This is a genomic window from Cronobacter sp. 153480017-3 (assembly GCF_053627815.1).
On the sequence record NZ_JBSEYN010000005.1, the window covers coordinates 44,079 to 61,020 of the forward strand.

15 protein-coding genes are annotated in these 16,942 nt (G+C 55.3%); 7 read left to right on the top strand and 8 right to left on the bottom strand.

Going from position 1 to position 16,942, the window contains the following annotated elements:
• The first annotated feature begins 82 nt into the window (after positions 1 to 82).
• The 4 genes from ACUW6V_RS12695 to ACUW6V_RS12710 all read left to right on the top strand — a co-directional run bounded on the left by ACUW6V_RS12695 (position 83) and on the right by ACUW6V_RS12710 (position 6,404).
• The gene (locus tag ACUW6V_RS12695; RefSeq protein ID WP_454038439.1) at positions 83 to 1,282 is read left to right on the top strand and encodes a hypothetical protein; all 1,200 of its coding nucleotides are present in this window, start codon (positions 83 to 85) and stop codon (positions 1,280 to 1,282) included.
• A gap of 295 nt (positions 1,283 to 1,577) precedes the next feature.
• The gene (gene tsr / locus ACUW6V_RS12700; RefSeq protein WP_454038440.1) at positions 1,578 to 3,245 is read left to right on the top strand and encodes a methyl-accepting chemotaxis protein; all 1,668 of its coding nucleotides are present in this window, start codon (positions 1,578 to 1,580) and stop codon (positions 3,243 to 3,245) included.
• 238 nt (positions 3,246 to 3,483) lie between these two features.
• Positions 3,484 to 5,271 (top strand): sensor domain-containing diguanylate cyclase, encoded by a 1,788-nt coding sequence (locus ACUW6V_RS12705; RefSeq protein WP_105578343.1) that lies wholly within the window; start codon positions 3,484 to 3,486, stop codon positions 5,269 to 5,271.
• A gap of 173 nt (positions 5,272 to 5,444) precedes the next feature.
• Positions 5,445 to 6,404 carry a GGDEF domain-containing protein gene (locus tag ACUW6V_RS12710; protein ID WP_014729658.1) on the top strand — a complete coding sequence of 320 codons (960 nt, stop codon included), beginning with the start codon at positions 5,445 to 5,447 and terminating at the stop codon, positions 6,402 to 6,404.
• 9 nt (positions 6,405 to 6,413) lie between these two features.
• Here ACUW6V_RS12710 and opgB read toward each other — a convergent pair whose 3' ends face one another.
• The 7 genes from opgB to ACUW6V_RS12745 all read right to left on the bottom strand — a co-directional run bounded on the left by opgB (position 6,414) and on the right by ACUW6V_RS12745 (position 12,848).
• The gene (opgB, locus tag ACUW6V_RS12715; RefSeq protein WP_454038441.1) at positions 6,414 to 8,705 is read right to left on the bottom strand and encodes a phosphatidylglycerol--membrane-oligosaccharide glycerophosphotransferase; all 2,292 of its coding nucleotides are present in this window, start codon (positions 8,703 to 8,705) and stop codon (positions 6,414 to 6,416) included.
• 367 nt (positions 8,706 to 9,072) lie between these two features.
• Positions 9,073 to 9,810 carry a DNA replication protein DnaC gene (gene dnaC, locus ACUW6V_RS12720; RefSeq protein WP_004386494.1) on the bottom strand — a complete coding sequence of 246 codons (738 nt, stop codon included), beginning with the start codon at positions 9,808 to 9,810 and terminating at the stop codon, positions 9,073 to 9,075.
• A 2-nt stretch (positions 9,811 to 9,812) separates the two neighbouring features.
• Positions 9,813 to 10,358 (bottom strand): primosomal protein DnaT, encoded by a 546-nt coding sequence (gene dnaT, locus ACUW6V_RS12725; RefSeq protein ID WP_004386493.1) that lies wholly within the window; start codon positions 10,356 to 10,358, stop codon positions 9,813 to 9,815.
• Positions 10,359 to 10,580: 222 nt separating this feature from the next.
• The gene (locus ACUW6V_RS12730) at positions 10,581 to 11,009 is read right to left on the bottom strand and encodes an organic hydroperoxide resistance protein (RefSeq protein ID WP_004386492.1); all 429 of its coding nucleotides are present in this window, start codon (positions 11,007 to 11,009) and stop codon (positions 10,581 to 10,583) included.
• An 80-nt stretch (positions 11,010 to 11,089) separates the two neighbouring features.
• Positions 11,090 to 11,542, bottom strand: a complete 453-nt coding sequence (locus tag ACUW6V_RS12735) for a MarR family winged helix-turn-helix transcriptional regulator (RefSeq protein ID WP_038879523.1) — start codon at positions 11,540 to 11,542, stop codon at positions 11,090 to 11,092.
• Positions 11,543 to 11,607: 65 nt separating this feature from the next.
• Positions 11,608 to 12,081: a threonine/serine exporter gene (locus ACUW6V_RS12740; protein WP_004386489.1), complete on the bottom strand. Its 474-nt coding sequence runs from the start codon at positions 12,079 to 12,081 to the stop codon at positions 11,608 to 11,610.
• Entirely contained in the window at positions 12,072 to 12,848 is a 777-nt protein-coding gene (locus ACUW6V_RS12745) for a threonine/serine exporter family protein (RefSeq protein WP_007847024.1), read from the bottom strand. Before ACUW6V_RS12745 ends, ACUW6V_RS12740 begins: the two co-directional genes overlap by 10 nt.
• Before the next feature lie 513 nt (positions 12,849 to 13,361).
• On the opposite strand from ACUW6V_RS12745, the gene ACUW6V_RS12750 reads away from it, so the two are divergent.
• Positions 13,362 to 14,078 carry a LuxR C-terminal-related transcriptional regulator gene (locus tag ACUW6V_RS12750; RefSeq protein ID WP_454038442.1) on the top strand — a complete coding sequence of 239 codons (717 nt, stop codon included), beginning with the start codon at positions 13,362 to 13,364 and terminating at the stop codon, positions 14,076 to 14,078.
• Positions 14,042 to 14,695, top strand: coding sequence for a DNA-binding transcriptional activator BglJ (bglJ, locus tag ACUW6V_RS12755; protein ID WP_004386486.1), 654 nt, complete (start codon positions 14,042 to 14,044; stop codon positions 14,693 to 14,695). Before ACUW6V_RS12750 ends, bglJ begins: the two co-directional genes overlap by 37 nt.
• A 36-nt stretch (positions 14,696 to 14,731) precedes the next feature.
• On the opposite strand, the gene ACUW6V_RS12760 is transcribed toward bglJ, so the two are convergent.
• Positions 14,732 to 15,190 (bottom strand): YbaK/EbsC family protein, encoded by a 459-nt coding sequence (locus tag ACUW6V_RS12760; RefSeq protein ID WP_007866066.1) that lies wholly within the window; start codon positions 15,188 to 15,190, stop codon positions 14,732 to 14,734.
• Between the two features lie 395 nt (positions 15,191 to 15,585).
• Between ACUW6V_RS12760 and ACUW6V_RS12765 the strand changes: the two genes are divergently transcribed.
• Positions 15,586 to 16,932 carry a PTS sugar transporter subunit IIC gene (locus tag ACUW6V_RS12765; protein ID WP_007866062.1) on the top strand — a complete coding sequence of 449 codons (1,347 nt, stop codon included), beginning with the start codon at positions 15,586 to 15,588 and terminating at the stop codon, positions 16,930 to 16,932.
• Positions 16,933 to 16,942: the final 10 nt, after the last annotated feature.

A 16,942-nucleotide genomic window follows, 5' to 3' on the forward strand; every position in this document is an offset into this window, starting at 1 on the left:
ATGATAAATCACTATGCACATGCATGACGATGTTTTCCGGTATATTGCCTGCTAACGATACGGTTAGTGAAGGAACGCAGAGATGAGCACGGAGAGTGACAAGTTAAAATTACTGGCAAAGCGAGTCGGGAAATATTTCGTCGCGTTATTACCTTATTCAACCCTGTTATCTGGTGCGATTATCTGGAGTTATCTGACGAGTATTGGACGGCTCGATCTTCTGATGGGGGCGTTTTCTTTTGATATTGGTCTGGTCTCGCTTCTGATCTCCGCTGCCGTGTTTTCACTGGCGACGGCACTTACGCTGGTGCTGCCCAGTGCGATTTTACTGGCACACCGCGAAATTAATCCTGGCGATCCTGAGCGTTATTTTAATAAAGGATTGCCGTGGATCTGCTTTTCTGTCTCGTTTTTTTATCTGACGCTTGTCTTTCTGCCGCACACAACGCTTGTGAAAAAACTGACGGGGGACTATGCCTTTAGCGTTGAAAAAATACTGCTCATTACTGCTCTCTTCGCAACCTTACTGGTTATCTGTTTCAACTTCGGTTTTCTTCTTCGCCCCCTGAAACCTGGCAAATGGCAACGAGTGTGGCTGGTTTTAATGTGGACGGGAGTCTTGATCGCCAATACGTTTTTTATCCTGTTACCAGGATTATCCATATCGATACCTGCGGGCTTTCTTATTCACTCCAGCCGCGGTGAAGGTTCATGGGCTGTGGTATTCGCATGGGTGTTTATCAGCCTGTTCTCCTTGCTGGCATTTTTGCCTGCTATCGTGCATTACTCGCAAAAAAGTGACGCTCAAAATAACAGCGGGGCTATTAAAAACTTTTTTGTGACGGCCTTTATTGCCGTCGTCTTTATCGTTCTGCTTTTTCCGACCCTCTGGAGTACGCTTGTTTTTGGCTCGCTGGTCTCGATTGGTCTGGTTGATACGCAGCCGCATTACTACCGGGTCGATGACGAAAAATTCTCACCAGCGCTGTTTCCGCAAACCGTCTGGCAGACGCAGGAAATGCCGGGCCGCGATGAAAAAGCCTTTTTTATCCGCGGTGTAAATCTGTTTTCCACCGGCAGTGTCAATCTCATCTGCCCGGCTTATATTGTCAAACTGCGCGCGCAGGCCACGGCACGCGACTACGCGAATTTCATCCCCGGCAATAACGAAGCCTCGGTACGCTATTTCCGCCAGATGATGAAAGGCTGTGTCGCCTTTGAAACGGGCGAGATCCGCCGGTGGGATACGCTGTTTGGCGCGAATGGCGCGATTAAAAAATAAATGCCTTTGAGGGAAAGCAGGGAACGTCTCTGTTTTTCTCTCTTCTCCCACTTTCGAGCAAACCGCTAACGTTTTGCGCTTAGGCATTATTTTGTCATGCTGAAATCAGAAATTAAGCGGCGCTTAATTTGTATTCTCGCAAGTCACAATATGAGCTGCGTCACACACTGCGTATTTATGGCGATTTCCCCACCAAAGTTAGTACAAAAATCGGGCCTGAGCGGGGCTTATCCTTATAAAGTTTTTGGGTTTAATGCCGAAACTCTCTCCATCTGTCGTATCGGGAAGAGAAACCATGTTAAACCGCATCAAAGTTGTAACCAGTTTGCTGTTTGTTCTGGCCCTGTTTGGTCTGTTGCAAATGGCTTCCGGTGGCCTGTTCTTTAATGCCATCAAAAGTGACAAGGAAAATTTCACCGTTCTGCAAACCATCCGTCAGCAGCAGTCCACGCTGAATGGCAGCTGGGTTGCGCTGATTCAGACCCGTAACACCTTAAACCGCGCCGGTATCCGTCACATGATGGATGCGAACAACATCGGCAGCGGCGCGACGGTGCAGGAGCTGATGCAAATCGCCAGCAGCTCGCTGAAACAGGCGGAAACGCACTGGGCGGATTACCAGGCGCTGCTGCGCGATCCGCGTCAGAGCGAAGAGTACGCGCAGGAAATTAAGCGTAACTACGACATCTACCACGGTGCGCTGGCGGAGCTGATTCAGCTGCTCGCGGCCGGGAAAATCAACGAATTCTTTGACCAGCCGACCCAGAAATATCAGGACGGTTTCGAAAAAGCCTATACCGATTACATGACGCAGAACGACCGCTTGTATGACATCGCCGTGGAAGGTAGCAACAGCTCCTACAGCATGGCTATCTGGATCCTGATTGGCGTGCTGGCCGTAGTGCTGGGCGTGATTGTTTGCGTCTGGTTCGGTATCCAGAACACTCTTATCACCCCGCTGAACCGCATTATTGAGAGCATTCGCCATATCGCGAGCGGTGACCTGGCGCGTCAGATTGACGTCGACGGCACGAACGAAATGGGCCAGCTGGCCGCCAGCATTAAACATATGCAGGGCGAGCTGGTGCGTACCGTGGGGGAAGTCCGTAACGGTGCCGATGCCATTTACAGCGGCGCGAGCGAAATTTCCGCCGGTAACAACGATCTCTCTTCCCGTACCGAAGAGCAGGCCGCGTCTCTCGAAGAGACCGCCGCCAGCATGGAAGAGCTGACCGCCACCGTGAAACAGAACGCCGAAAACGCCCGTCAGGCGAGCCAGCTTGCGCTGAGCGCGTCGGAAACCGCGCAGAAAGGCGGCAAAGTGGTGGATAACGTAGTGCAGACGATGCGCGACATCGCAGGCAGCTCCCAGAAAATCGCCGATATCACAAGCGTGATTGACGGCATCGCCTTCCAGACTAACATCCTGGCGCTGAACGCCGCGGTAGAAGCCGCGCGGGCAGGCGAACAGGGCCGCGGCTTCGCCGTGGTGGCCGGTGAAGTGCGTAACCTGGCGCAGCGTAGCGCCCAGGCCGCGAAAGAGATCAAAGGCCTTATCGAAGACTCCGTCAGCAAAGTGGACGTGGGCTCGACGCTGGTGGAAAGCGCCGGTGAAACCATGGGCGAAATTGTCAGCGCGGTGACCCGCGTGACCGACATCATGGGCGAAATCGCCTCGGCCTCTGACGAGCAGAGCCGCGGTATCGACCAGGTGGGCCTGGCCGTCGCCGAGATGGACCGCGTGACCCAGCAGAACGCCTCGCTGGTGGAGCAATCCGCCGCCGCCGCCGCCGCGCTTGAAGAGCAGGCGAGCCGCCTGACGCAGTCCGTCGCCGTGTTCCGCATCAGCCAGAGCGCGCAGGACAAGCCGCGTAGCGTAAGCCCGGTACAAGCAAGCGTCGCGCCGGTCGTCACCGCAAAGCCGGTGGTGGCCCAGGGCAGCGATAACTGGGAAACGTTCTAAGCGGTTCGTTTTTACCTGAAAAGCCCCCGTCGCTCACGCGGCGGGGGCTTTTTTATGGTCAGCGTTCATCCCCCGAACAGGCGGCTGAAAACCGTCACCCGCGCTGATGCATTTATATTAAGAATCGGTTAACGGCTTCTATAATTTATCTGTCAGTAAAATAACCAAACCGGGGCGTCTTTCTTACGCAGGCACGCCATATCATCTTCGGCCCTTTTTTTAACGAACGGGATCCTCTGTGCGCATCGCAACGATGACTAACATTGCCTATGGCGCAACGGTAGCGCTCACCCTGATTTCCGGGGTCGTGCTGATGATGGCCTCCGGCGCCGACAAGGCGGAGCGGGCGGCTGTGCGCCAGAGCGCGGCATACGACAGCCTGACGGAAACGGTAGAACAGGAGACTTACGCGCTCACCGAGCTGGCGCGTGTTTACGTAGTGGATCGCAGAACGCAGGATCTGACGGCCTGGCAGGCGAAACTAGCGCAGGACAATAAAGATGAAGCGCATCTGGCGCGGCTGCGGGATCTGGGCGCTACGCCTGAGGAGTTAGAGCATCTGCGCCAGGGCATGGCGGTTGCGCATGCCCTGGAGCAGGAGCAGCAGCAGGCGATCGAGGCTGTGGCGCACGGCGATAACGCACGCGCGCTGCAACTGCTGTTTGGCGTGAATTATGAGCATGAACTCGACCGGGTGGATCTGCAGTTCGCGCAATTTCGCAGCCTGCTTGATTATCGGACCGGCATGTCGATTAAGGCTGCGACCGACGCCTCACTGCGGCTGCGCACGCTGTCGGAAATTATGGTCGGCCTCACCGCGCTGCTGTTTCTCTTTGTCCTCGGGTTTATTCTCAAACGCCGTATTTTGCGGCCGGTCGTGAAGCTGAGCGATGTGGTCAACCGGCTGGCGACGCAGGATTACGAAGTGGAAGCGCCGCTGTTGCAGCAGGTGGATGAGATTGGCGACATGGCGCAGGCTATCCATGTATTTCGCGAAAACGGGCTGGCGCGCCAGCGCCTTGAGCGGGAGCGCGATGCCGACTGGGCCATCCGGGGATTATTGTCACGCATGACCCAGCGGTTACAGGGGAGTGAATCACGCGGCGATATTATCGAGCTGGTCCGGCTGTTTGCACCGCAAATTGCGCCGGGGCTCGCGGGCAGGCTCTATGTGCTGGATACGCGCGATCATCTGATGGTGTGCGCCGCTCGCTGGCCTGAAAATTCTGGCGGCGACAGCGCGTTTACGCCGGACGAATGCTGGGCGCTGCGGCGCGGGCAGATGCACAGCCCTGACCGTGATCTGGTGGATATTCCCTGCAAGCATCTGCCGCCTGCCGCTGCCTTGCGGGCCATCTGCGTGCCGCTGATTGCCCAGAATGAAACCATCGGGCTGCTGTCGTTTGAAAAAATCAGCGAGGAGCTTGAGCCGCCTTACGTTTATCTGGAACTGATGGCCGAGACGCTGGCGCTGGCGCTCGCCAACCAGAAGCTGCGCGATGAGTTGACCGAAAAAGCGATGTTCGATTCGCTGACGGGCTTGCGCAACCGCTATCACCTGGAAGACGCGCTGTACGCCTGCATCAGTCAGGCGGAGATGACCGGCTCGCCGGTAAGCTGCCTGATGATTGATATCGATCACTTCAAATCGCTTAACGACCAGTACGGGCATGACGCGGGCGATGCGGTGCTGAAAGAAGTGGCGCGGACGATTCGCGCTGTGCCGGGCGAGACGGCGCAGGTGTTTCGCTACGGCGGCGAAGAGTTTCTGATGCTACTGCCCGGTATGCCACAGGCGCAGGCTCATGCGCTGGCCACGCGTATTCTGACGCAGGTCAGTGAGTTATCGCTGCGCTATAACGGCCTTGAGATTGGCCCGGTGTCGGTCTCCATCGGCCTCGCCACCTGGCCCGATCACGCGCGGCGCGAGAGCCTGATAAAAAATGCCGATATTGCGCTTTATCTTGCCAAAGAGATGGGCCGCTCGCGCATCGTGGTGGCGAACCGGCTGAAGCCGAGCGCCTGACGGCGCGGCGGCGCAACGGCGGCAAATAGGGTGCGGGTCATCCGCGGTAGTGGCTGCCGTTTCGCAAATCGCCCGTTTTTCCTCCTATACTCATCCGTTTACCTCAATATATTTTCTGGCAGAATGCTTCCCTTACACTGGCGGGCGCGCTGCTACTGACGCGGAGGCGGAACATGAAATTTCCTGGTATCCCTGAAAACGAAGAAGCGCGGCTGAAGTCGCTGTATATGATGGATCTGCTTGATACCAGGGATGACGAGCGTTTTGAGCGCCTGACGCGGGTGGCGAAAAAACTGTTCCGGGTGCCGGTGGCGCTGATTAGCCTGCTCGATCGCAACCGTCAGTGGCTGCTGGCCTGCCAGGGACTGAACACGCGCGAAACCACGCGCGACGTCTCATTTTGCGGGCATGCGATTTTGCAGGAAGGGCCGTTTATCGTAAATGACGCCCGCCTGGATGAGCGTTTTCACGATAACCCGCTGGTCACCGGCGAGCCGTTTATCCGTTTTTATGCGGGTTACCCGGTGCGGTTGCCGGATGGCGCGGTGGTCGGCACGCTTTGTATTATCGACGGCACGCCGCGCGATTTCAGCGATGACGATATCACGACGCTGAAAGACCTGGCGTTTATCGTTGAAGATGAGTTTCACGTGATTAGCATGGCGATGACCGACAGCCTGACCGGTATTCCGAACCGCCGCGGTTTTTATCGCAGCGGCGAGCGGCGTTTTCGTGCCCTGAAGGAGAATCCCGAGCCGTTCAGCATTCTCTATTTCGATCTCGACCGCTTTAAGCCGATTAACGATTTGTGGGGCCACGCGGAAGGCGATGAGGTGCTGAAAGTGTTCGCCAGCCAGTTGCGTGAGCATCTGGGCCCGAAAGATATCGCCGGGCGGCTGGGTGGCGATGAGTTCGCGGTACTCCTGGCCCGGGAAAGCGACACGCAGCCGTTTCTGAACAATCTGCGCGCGAGCCTGGACGCGCATAACCAGCGCGCCGGTAAGCCTTATAACATCAACTACTCGTACGGAATGCTCCATCGCGATTCAGGCAATTACGACTCTTTGCTTGAGATGATCAAAGAGAGCGACAACGTGATGTATTCCGAGAAGCGCAGAAAGCGGATCGGCTAACGAGCGGGATCACCCGCTCGCGTTAATGACCTTGATGGACACCATGCCGATACCGAGACGGCGCGGCGAGTGGCCAAGAATGTTGCCTTCGTTGGTCGACTGCGGGTCTGGCGGCACAATCACCAGCGTGTTGCTGCGCGTCGGGTTTTCGAAATGCAGTGTGGTGGTGGATACCTCGTTGCCAAGCGTCAGCGTCTGTTCACTCTCGCCCACCTTCACCGGCACCGGTTTCCCGGCGTTCGGGCCAAACGCTTTGGCGGTAATGACCAGATCGAATTTCTCCGGCAGCGGCTGGTTATATTCGATTTTCACTTCTTCGCCGAGCTGTGCGTTGGACCAGCGGCCCCAGGATTCCGGGCGTGAAATGCCGGAGAACTGTTTGACCTCTTCCGGCGCGCCCGCCACGTTAAAGATAAAACTGTCGGCCTGATAGCGGATGTCGTTATCCATCACTTTGAGCGTCTCGACGTTACGCTGGTAGCGCGCGGTGTCGATAACCGTATCGCGAAACGCCGCTTTGCCCTGCCAGGTGGCTTTATCCACCCGCTGCACTTTTTGCTCACCGCCGAGCTGCCCCTGCGAGACGCAGTAGTCAGTGGAGAGCGCCAGCGCAGGTGCCCAGAGGCGCGCCATTTTGTAGCAGTTATCCACCCACAGGAAGTTATCGCGCGGAGCGAAATCCGCCAGCTGGAAGCGCAGCGGCGCAGAGTATTCGCTCTCCGGCAGCGGTTCGATACGTTTATCCGACACGCGCAGCAGCAGCGGCAGGCGGAAATGGCTTCCGGAGAAGGCGATGGTCTGTTTTTGCGTGTCGACCGTGAAGTTGTCTATTTTCGACGGGAATTTCCACAGGCTGATGATATCGGGCTTCCACGCCAGCACTTTTGATTTCATGTTCAGAAACACGGTCGAGAGCGACTGGCCGGAAAGACTGCTGCGCCCGAGCCCCAGGAAGTTGTCGCCGCCCAGCACATCGAGCACTGTCGCGCCGTTATCCATTGTATTGCGTTTCACCGCCAGCACGTCCTGCTGAGGCTGATCGCCTCGCAGAATAAAAAACAGGTTATTACGATCCTGCTTGCTGAGATATTTATAGGCGGTGTTGTTCATCGCCAGATGATCCGACGAGACCACGATGACGGTGTTTTTGAAATACGGCGACGCTTTGATTTTGTTAATAAACGCCGCGATATGCTGCTGGCTACAGGTGACCGCGCTGAAAGACTGGTTCGGTTTGCCTTCAAACGGGTAGCTCTTTCGCGTACAGGTGCGCGAGACGAAACCGTCCGGGTGGTGCGTGTCGACCGTCAGCGTAAAGAGCGAGAAACGTTTGCCCGCTTTTGAGAGCTCTTCATATTTTTTCCACGCCTGGTCCAGCACCGTGTCGTCGTAAAAGCCCCAGTCGTTGCGATAGGTTGGGTCCGCTACCGTGTTTTTCAGCTCTTCGGCACCGTAGAGATGATCGAAACCGTGGGATTTGAGGAACACGTCTTTTCCGGCAAAGCGCAGGTTAGCACCCTGGATGAAGTAGTTCTCATAGCCGGAGTTTTTGAGGATATCGCCCAGGCAGACGTTCTGCGGGAAGAAGCTCGACATAGACGCAGACGCGTTGCCCTCAAAGGGCGCAAAAAGCGGAATGCCGCACTGCGAGGCGACCATACCCGCGATGGTGTAATCGGTGCCGGGCAACTGCGCGGTATGGCTGAAATCAAGCCCTTCGTTTTTCAGCGCGCCCAGCTCCGGCGTCAGGTTCGGGAACGCCTGATCGTCAAAATAGGTGCGCTCCAGGCTTTCGCCGTAGATGTAAACGAGATTGAGCTGTGGGTTGTCGATACGCTTTTGCGGCTCTTTATAGTACGCCGCAAAGTCTGGATCGCCCTCGGCGGTCTGGGATTTTACCAGTTCGGTTATCTGGCGAAACGCCGGGCTGGCGTCCACCGAGGCCAGCGCCAGCAGCAGCGCCACGAAGCTGTAGCCGAAGTGATAAGGCAGATGGCGGCGACGGCGCAAAATCCACGTCAGCAGGCCAAAGACCGCGAGCAGCGCCGCGACCAGCCCGACACCAGGCAGGATGTATTTGCTGACGCCCGCGCCGGTGAGACTGTTGGTCAGCGTGTAGAGCACCGCGTCATTGATGCCATCGCCGGTAAAATAGTTGCTGGCAAGCAGCGTCAGATTCAGGATAACAAACAGCCCTAACACCACCAGAGTGGCGATAAACCACCAAGTGTTACGGCCCGCCTTGAAGGCGTAAATCGCCACGGAGGCGATAAAGAAAAGTATGGAAAGCCACTCTGACAACACTACATCCTCGCAGCGAAGGCGCCATGCCCGTTAGGTTAAACTGCTTTTTTAACACCGAAATATAACGCTACTGTCATACTGGTACCATTTTAGCGTCATCTTTTTATGGAGCAGTTCAGATAAGGTTTAGATATGCGGAATTATGAGCCGCGTCTCATCGCCTGTGGCGCGGGGATAGCGTCGGGCAAGGCCTGAAAATAGGTGTTTAGTAATACACAGTGAGCGGAAACGCTAAAAAGCGGATTCTTTTATGAAAATTTTATGACGGCGCAGATTTCACTGCAGAGGCGTAAAAGTAAAGCGAGACGGCAGGGAAGGGGAAGTGTCGGGGCGCAGAAAACGCGCCCCGTAAAAAGTGCGGAGTTTAGTACTCTTTACCCGTGACGCGGCTGCGGTAGCTGTCCCAGTTGAAGTTCACCCACAGGCTGTTGCCAAGGCGCATGCGATCCATCACGCGCTCGCCGAGCAGTTTGGTCATCTCTTCCATATTCTGGTTGGTCAGCATGCCGGTCGGGCGCTTGGAGGACGAGCGACGATCCACCAGCTGGTTGATGATCACTTTCTCGTAGCGCGACTCACTCTGCATGCCGATCTCGTCGATCACCAGCAGATCGACGCTGCTCAGATCTTTTAAAAGCTGCTCTTCGCTGGTTTCGCGGTTGCCGAACGTGTCTTTCATGGCGGACATGATATCGGCGACGGTAATGATCATCACCGATTTACCGCGCAGCAGCAGTTCATTACAGATGGCGGCGGCAAGATGGTTCTTGCCGGTGCCCGGTTTACCGGCGAAAACAAAGCTCGCGATGTTGCCGTCAAAAGCGTCGACATACTGGCGCGCTTTGTTGACAGCGTTCATCTGCCCGTCGTTTTCAACACGATAGTTATCGAACGAACAGTTCTGATGCAGCGGGCGAATGCCAGAGCGGTTGAAGGTGCGCTGCATTTTCATCGCGCGGTTTTCGCGCTCGATGGCCTCTGAGCGAATTCGCCCCTGCTCCTGCTGCCAGGCGATAAGCTCTTCGCCGGTTTTAAAGGCCGGCTTGACATCAGGCGGCATCAGCCGCTTCAGGCGCATCATCAGGTCAGTGACGTTTTTCATTGTTACCCTCGAAAGCCGTCAGGAATATGGTCGTCCGGCTGCGCGATGGCGTTTACATCACGCCGCGTTGATGACGTAAAGGTGGCGCGGTTCATCTGAATACTGCGCGCCAGCTTCTGCTGCCACTGGATGTGGTGGAAGACTTTGCCTTCCGCCTGCCAGTAAGCGACAAACGAGGCCAGCTCTTCGCTGGTGACCGGCTGTGCCAGCGGAATGCCCCAGAGCGCGGCCATACGCTGAAACTCCGGGTCGGGCTGCCAGCCCGGATACATGGCGAATTTGCCCATCGGCACCGGCACGGGCTGGGCGACGTCGTTTCCTTCGTCGAAAAATTGCGCTTCCAGCGCGACATCGGAGCGGGGCGCGGCGAGCTGTTTTTCCAGCGCCAGCAGTTCCGCCATGCGCGCCGGCGTCACGGCATAAAATGCGGGCGCATTGTTATCAAACACCGCCACGGCCCCACGTTCGGCGTGCGCCAGCGCGCTGCCGGGATTGCGCCGGAAGGCGTCAATATCAACGACATCAGGGGTCAGGATTCTGGAAGACATAAAACGTTCTCAATCAAAGCGTTATCAGATACTGGCGCGAAAATCGCCAGCAGAGACGATAATTCCTTCATAGTAGCATAGTCAGAGGCGGGGTTTGAGCTTATTGGCGCAGGGGATCGCACGTAAAAAAAAGAGCGCGCCATGACATCTGGCGCGCTCCGCGTACCCTGGTGAGGGCAGTTTCGTTTTTTATTTTAAGCTTCCCCGTTAGCGGGGATAGCGTCAGGCAATGATATTCAGCGTGACGTCGATGTTGCCGCGGGTCGCGTTAGAGTACGGGCAGACGATATGCGCCGCATCGACCAGTTTTTGTGCTTCTGCCGCGTCCATCCCCGGCAGGTGAATATTCAGCTTCGCTTCGATACCAAAACCGGTCGGCAGTGGGCCGATCCCGACTTCGCCTTCAATAAACGCGTCTTTCGGCATCGCGATTTTGTCGCGGGCGGAGACGAATTTCATCGCGCCCAGGAAGCAGGCGGAGTAGCCTGCGGCAAACAGCTGTTCCGGGTTGGTGACGTCGCCGCCCATGCCGCCCATCTCTTTCGGTACGCCAAGCTTTACATCCAGCACGCCGTCAGAAGAAGTGGCGCGGCCGTCGCGGCCTCCGGTGGCTTTGGCTTTGGCGCGGTAGATGACGTTTTCTAAAGACATGTAATATTCCTTATTTAAGTTTTAGGCGATTTAATCGTGCGCTACTTATTTGGTGCTTTCACGCCATCCGCAGATGGCGCTTACGACTGATTCAGATTATGGCGTAATGCTTCAAGCTGATCTTTCAGATCCAGCAAAGTCTCTTTGTCGCACGCGGTGGCGCAGAGCACCGAGCCCGGTATGTTGTGGGCTTCGGCCTTGAGCTGCCGGCCTGCGTCGGTGAGCGTGACGATCACTTGTCGTTCATCCTGACGCGAACGCTGGCGAAGCAATAAACCTGCTGTTTCCATACGCTTTAACAGCGGCGTCAGCGTGGCGGAATCCAGATAGAGCCGCTCGCCAATCTCAGAAACGGTCACGTCGTCCTTCTCCCACAGCACCAGCATCACCAGATATTGCGGGTACGTCAGCCCGAGCGGCGTCAGTAACTGGCGGTAAATTTTATGCAGCGCCAGGTTTGTCGAGTAAAGCGCGAAGCAGAGCTGATTGTCTAAGCCCAGCGAGAGCCCGTCGTGTTGTTGTGTCGTCTTCATGCTTTCAATATAGATAGTGCGCGATTTAATTGCAAGCCAGGTTTTATCTTTTGCTTTGATAGTCGTTATACGCGCGGACGTTTTCGATAGAGCCACAGGCCGGGCAGCGACAGCCCGATAGAGAGCGCGCCAACGGTGGACGCGGCTTTAAGGAAGTTGGTCACCAGCGAAACCATCAAGGCATCGGTATAGCCGAAGTGGCTGATCTTCACGGCGGATATCATGGCCGAATAGGCCGAGATGCCTGGGAACATCGGGATCACCGCGGCAACGGTAAATACTTTCGGGTGCGCCAGATACCAGCGCGACCATTGAATGCCGATGCAGCCGACCAGCATTGCCGCGAGAAACGTGCCCCATTCGATATTCAGCCCCATCATTATCATGACGGTGCGCGAACCGTGGCCGACCGCGCCCAGCAGCGCGCACCAGGGCAGGGCGCGTCGCGGCACGTTAAACACCATCGCAAAGCCCGCCGCCGGAATCGCGGAAAGCAGCATATCTTCCAGCATCAGCGTAATAATACGAATTACATCCATCCCCGCAGCCCCCATAACGCCATCGCCATAATCACGCCAATGCAGGTGGCGAGCGTCAACATACTCGCCATCGCCCAGCGGGCAAGACCGGTATTCACGTGGCCTTTAAACATATCGGCCACTGCGTTGATAAGCGGAAACCCCGGCACCAGCAGCAGGACGCTCGCGGCCATCGCCACGGTGGACGCACCTGCGAATGGCGGCAGCGCCAGCAGCAGACCAGAGACGGTAGTCGCCACAAAGGCCGTCAGACAGAAATTAATTTGCGGGTGCAGATGGCGCTGCGTCAGCGTCTGGCGCACATACATTGCCAGGGTGCTCGCGATAAACGTCACCAGCGCGCCGTCCCAACCGCCTTTATTCATTTTGCAAAAGCAGGCGCAGGAGAGCCCGACCATCAGCACCACCTGCCAGCGCGGGTAACGCAGCGGTTTTAATTGCGAAAAGCGTTTCGCGACGTCGTGCCGGTCCAGCAGCTTATGTTCAGTCATAATGACGATGTGCTGGACTTCGGTCACCATGTGCATGTTGATGCCGCGATCGATGTTTTTTCGTGTCGTCGTCAGGCAGTGATTATCTTTTATCGTGGTCAGCACAATGGCGTTAGCGGAGATAGAACTCTCCACGCTGTCCATGCCCAGCGCGCGGCCAAGCCGGGTAGTGAGTTCATCAATCAGCGCGCTCTCCGCGCCGTGCTGCAATAAAAACAGCCCGCACTGAATACACAAACGGGTCACGTCCCGCTGCGCTAAAGCATCCGCTTCCATATTCGGTCCTGGTGAGAAAAGGGGGGTGCCAGATGTCCATTATTACCATGCGCCGCCAGGCGCAGCCGTGGCGGTAGATCAAGATTGCTGCATTTTTCGGCGTGGCTTCAGGGGGTATGTGAGTGCGGGTAGCCAATCTCGTTCCGCAGAAAACAATCGAGGCGGGTGCTGTTATCACAGTTAATTAATGTCGTACTGGCGGAGCCGCCAAATTAATTAAACAGGTATTTATATTGTGTCTATAAATAGACATTTTTTATCTTTTTACTATGAGAATATCCTTTAAACCGAGGTGGCGTATTTTTAGCCTTGTTTGTCGTTGACAGTAAAATAAAGGGTTCATAGAATGCCGATGTTTTGTCGGGCAGAAAATTCTTTATGTCCACTTATATACATTATCTGCTAACGCGGTCTGCGTTTTTTTCTTGATTTAGATTTTGAAATTTATTTTTACGTTATTACATAAGTTGGTTTTGAAATTTGTTTGGCCGGAAGGATATAACCGGAGGAAATATGTTACCAGGACGTTGCAGACTAGGCATTATCATTAGCCAAACCCCCGTGATGCATACCGGGCTGGAGACCATTATGCGTCACCATTTTCCGGAAACCGAACTTTATCACTACAACAGCAGCGCAGAAATAACGCTGCCGCTACTAAACCCCATCGACATGGTGCTGGCAGAACTGCCCTGTGCGCCAGAGGACGCCCGTCGCGAGTGCGAAGCGTATTACTCCCTGGTGGCGCAAGCGCCAGGCGTACACTGGATTTTTCTTGTGCCTGCGGCATCATTCAATATGGCGGTGCAGTTACTGATGCGCCCGGAAACCACGCTGCTTTCAACGGCGGAACCGGTGGAAGGTGTCGTTAATGCTGTACGACTTGGCCGTGAAAAAGCCGAGAGGGTCAGCCAGATGTTAGTCACGCCGCGCCAGGCGCAGGAGAAAGAGCCTGCGTCCAGCGTGATGCTTACTACGTCGGAAAAACAGGTATTACGGTTGCTCGGTAAAGGCTGGGGAATTAATCAAATCGCCCAGATGCTGAAAAAAAGTAATAAAACCATTAGCGCGCAGAAAAACAGTGCCATGCGACGCTTATCTCTGCGCGGCAATGCTGAAATGTATGCATGGATAAGCAGCTTACAGGGTTTAAAGGAATTAAATTTGCTTTCATTACATAAGGAACAGGCTGAATGGAACACGGAGTCGAAAAACGAAACATTGCGCTAATCGAAAAATGCGTAATGAGCGGCGAGGGAATACGTTCGCTGCTACAGGGAAATAATTCGACGTCATGCCGCCTGGAAATATTTTCCGACCATCACGCGTTTATTGAGGCACTGACGAAACGGAATTTTTCCGCCGTTATCTTTTCGCTTGAAGGTACGCGCGAGCACAGGCGCGACTGTCTGCAGTTCGTCAGTGAAATGGCGAAAGCCTGGCCGCGTATGAAGCGTATTGTGATGGTAAATAACGTCAATGAGGCAAAACTGATAAGCCAGCTTTCTCCGACGCCACTGCAGGGGATTATTGATAAGTCGGAAACGCTGGCGCGCTTTACGGATGAACTGATGTCCGCGATGAGCGACTCCATCCGTGTGAGCGAATCGCCTAATAAAATCTGGTATGCCACGCAGGGATCGCGACTGCTGAGCCCGACCGAGCGGATTATCCTGCGCTACCTGACGGACGGCTATTCGGTGTCGCAAATTGCCAGCCGTCTGGAGCGCAATATCAAAACCATCCGCGCGCATAAATTTAACGCCATGCTGAAGCTCGGCGTGCATACCGATGCCGGATTGCTGAATGCGGCGGATATTCTTCTGCACCGGGCAGGCTTATTTTAAGCCTGCGGTAGAGGCGTTATCGCGTTACGCGCACACTTACAGACACACATCCACCCACTGCGCCTGGGTCAGCTCTGCCAGGCGAGTGGGCGAAATACGCACCGCGCTGTGAATCGCGCCTGCTGCAGGCAGCACTTCGTCATACTGACGCAGTGAGATGTCGCAGTAGACTGCCAGCGCGTTTTCCAGCCCGAACGGGCAGACGCCTCCAACCGGGTGACCGGTCCAGGTCACCACTTCATCACTGCTGAGCATTCGCGCTTTCGCACCGAATGTGTTTTTTAGCTTCTTGTTATCAAGCCGCGCGTCGCCTTTGGCGACCACCAGAATCACCTCATCTTTCACTTTCAGCGAGAGCGTTTTGGCTATCTGACCGGGTTCAACCTGATGGGCAGCGGCGGCCAGCGCGACGGTGGCGGTGCTTTGGTTAAGTTCAATGATTTCAATATCGGGGGCGTTTTCGACAAAAAATTGTCGCACGGATTCCAGACTCATTTATTTCTCCTGAAAATAGCTGTCCTAATCTGGCATACCGCACCAGGTTTTGTAAATTAGCGGAAAAGCGCTTTTCTGTGGCCATCCGGTGTTTTCTGGATCTCCTTCACAATCAAAGAAACCGGTTACTGTAACCGGTTGCAGAGCGACCATCGCGGATTAATACTGGTGATGTAACCTCCCTCTGTAACCAATAATAAGAGCCGTGTATGAAACCTTTCTTTCTCAGTTACGCCGCTGGCAAGGCAGTCAGACACTGTTGCAGCCCGGAAGATTTCACTGCGCAGGAAGCAGAGCGACACACCTGGTTACGGTTTTCAGTTCAATGGATTATGGGATGATGCGCGACGGCCGCTCGCCGCGTATTCACGTTGATTGCCTGACAGGAGACCGCCATGTCTGCCAACCATGCTGCCTTTAATGTGATATTTCGCTTTGTTGAAAACTATGTCAGCCCGATAGCTTCGCGCATTTCCGCGCAGCGCCACGTGATGGCGATCCGCGACGGGTTTATCTCCGCCATGCCGTTTATGATTGTCGGCTCGTTTTTACTGGTGTTTGCCTATCCGCCGTTTTCACCCGACACCACACTGGGTTTTGCCCGTGCGTGGCTGGATCTGGCGAAGCAGTTTGAAGGGCAGATCCTCACGCCGTTTGATATGACGATGGGGATCATGTCTGTTTATATCTGTGCGGCCATCGCCTATAACCTCGGCAAGCACTATGTGAAGTCGCATCAACTGGATCCTTTCATGTGTGCGATGCTGTCGCTGATGGCATTTATGCTGGTGGCTGCGCCGAAAACCAAAGGGACGCTACCGGTAGACAGCCTCGGCGGCACGGGTATTTTTACGGCGATTCTGGTGGCGATTTACTGCGTGGAGATGATGCGTTTTCTGAAAGCGCATAACATCGGCATACGCCTGCCGGATCAGGTGCCGCCGATGATCAAAAACTCTTTCGATCTGTTGATCCCGGTACTGGTCGTCGTGCTGACGCTGTATCCGCTGAGCCTGTTAATTCAGTCGCAGTTCGACCTTCTGATCCCACAGGCGATCATGGCTATCTTTAAACCGCTGGTGTCGGCGGCCGATTCGCTACCCGCCATTCTGTTAGCGGTGCTGATTGCCCATCTGCTGTGGTTTGCAGGCATTCACGGCGCGGCGATTGTCTCCGGTATGCTGCAGATGTTCTGGCTGACTAACCTCGGGCTCAACCAGACGGCACTGGCGCAGAGCGCGCCGCTGCCGCATATTTTTATGGAAGCGTTCTGGACCTTCTTTATTGTAATTGGCGGTTCCGGGGCGACGATGGGGCTGGTGTTCTGTTATCTGCGTAGCCGCTCCGCGCATCTGCGCTCGATAGGACGGCTCAGCGTAGTGCCCAGTATTTTCAACATCAATGAGCCGGTGATTTTCGGCACGCCGATAGTAATGAACCCGGTTTTCTTTATTCCATTCCTGCTGGCCCCAATGCTGAACGCGGTGCTGGCATGGGCGGCGATGAAATTTGATTTAATTGGCCGTGTGATTTCTGTCGTGCCGTGGACCGCACCAGCGCCGATTGGCGCGGCCTGGGCGCTGGGCTGGGATTTCCGCGCCGCGCTGCTGGTGATTGTGCTCGCGGTGGTCTCGGCCATCATTTACTTCCCGTTCTTTAAAGTCTACGAGAAGCAGTTGCTGGCACAGGAAGCGGAAGAGGCGCTGAAGGAGGCGCAGGGCGCGGGTGAACAGGCCGCGTGATGAAAAACGG

Excerpts from the sequence above, each read along its gene's own strand:
- ACUW6V_RS12740 (WP_004386489.1), bottom strand. The coding sequence starts at position 12,081 with ATGGATGTAATTCGTATTATTACGCTGATGCTGGAAGATATGCTGCTT.
- dnaC (WP_004386494.1), bottom strand. The coding sequence starts at position 9,810 with ATGAAAAACGTCACTGACCTGATGATGCGCCTGAAGCGGCTGATGCCG.
- dnaT (WP_004386493.1), bottom strand. The coding sequence starts at position 10,358 with ATGTCTTCCAGAATCCTGACCCCTGATGTCGTTGATATTGACGCCTTC.
- ACUW6V_RS12695 (WP_454038439.1), top strand. The coding sequence starts at position 83 with ATGAGCACGGAGAGTGACAAGTTAAAATTACTGGCAAAGCGAGTCGGG.
- ACUW6V_RS12745 (WP_007847024.1), bottom strand. The coding sequence starts at position 12,848 with ATGGAAGCGGATGCTTTAGCGCAGCGGGACGTGACCCGTTTGTGTATT.
- ACUW6V_RS12730 (WP_004386492.1), bottom strand. The coding sequence starts at position 11,009 with ATGTCTTTAGAAAACGTCATCTACCGCGCCAAAGCCAAAGCCACCGGA.
- ACUW6V_RS12760 (WP_007866066.1), bottom strand. The coding sequence starts at position 15,190 with ATGAGTCTGGAATCCGTGCGACAATTTTTTGTCGAAAACGCCCCCGAT.
- ACUW6V_RS12735 (WP_038879523.1), bottom strand. The coding sequence starts at position 11,542 with ATGAAGACGACACAACAACACGACGGGCTCTCGCTGGGCTTAGACAAT.
- tsr (WP_454038440.1), top strand. The coding sequence starts at position 1,578 with ATGTTAAACCGCATCAAAGTTGTAACCAGTTTGCTGTTTGTTCTGGCC.
- bglJ (WP_004386486.1), top strand. The coding sequence starts at position 14,042 with ATGGAACACGGAGTCGAAAAACGAAACATTGCGCTAATCGAAAAATGC.
- ACUW6V_RS12710 (WP_014729658.1), top strand. The coding sequence starts at position 5,445 with ATGAAATTTCCTGGTATCCCTGAAAACGAAGAAGCGCGGCTGAAGTCG.
- ACUW6V_RS12750 (WP_454038442.1), top strand. The coding sequence starts at position 13,362 with ATGTTACCAGGACGTTGCAGACTAGGCATTATCATTAGCCAAACCCCC.
- ACUW6V_RS12765 (WP_007866062.1), top strand. The coding sequence starts at position 15,586 with ATGTCTGCCAACCATGCTGCCTTTAATGTGATATTTCGCTTTGTTGAA.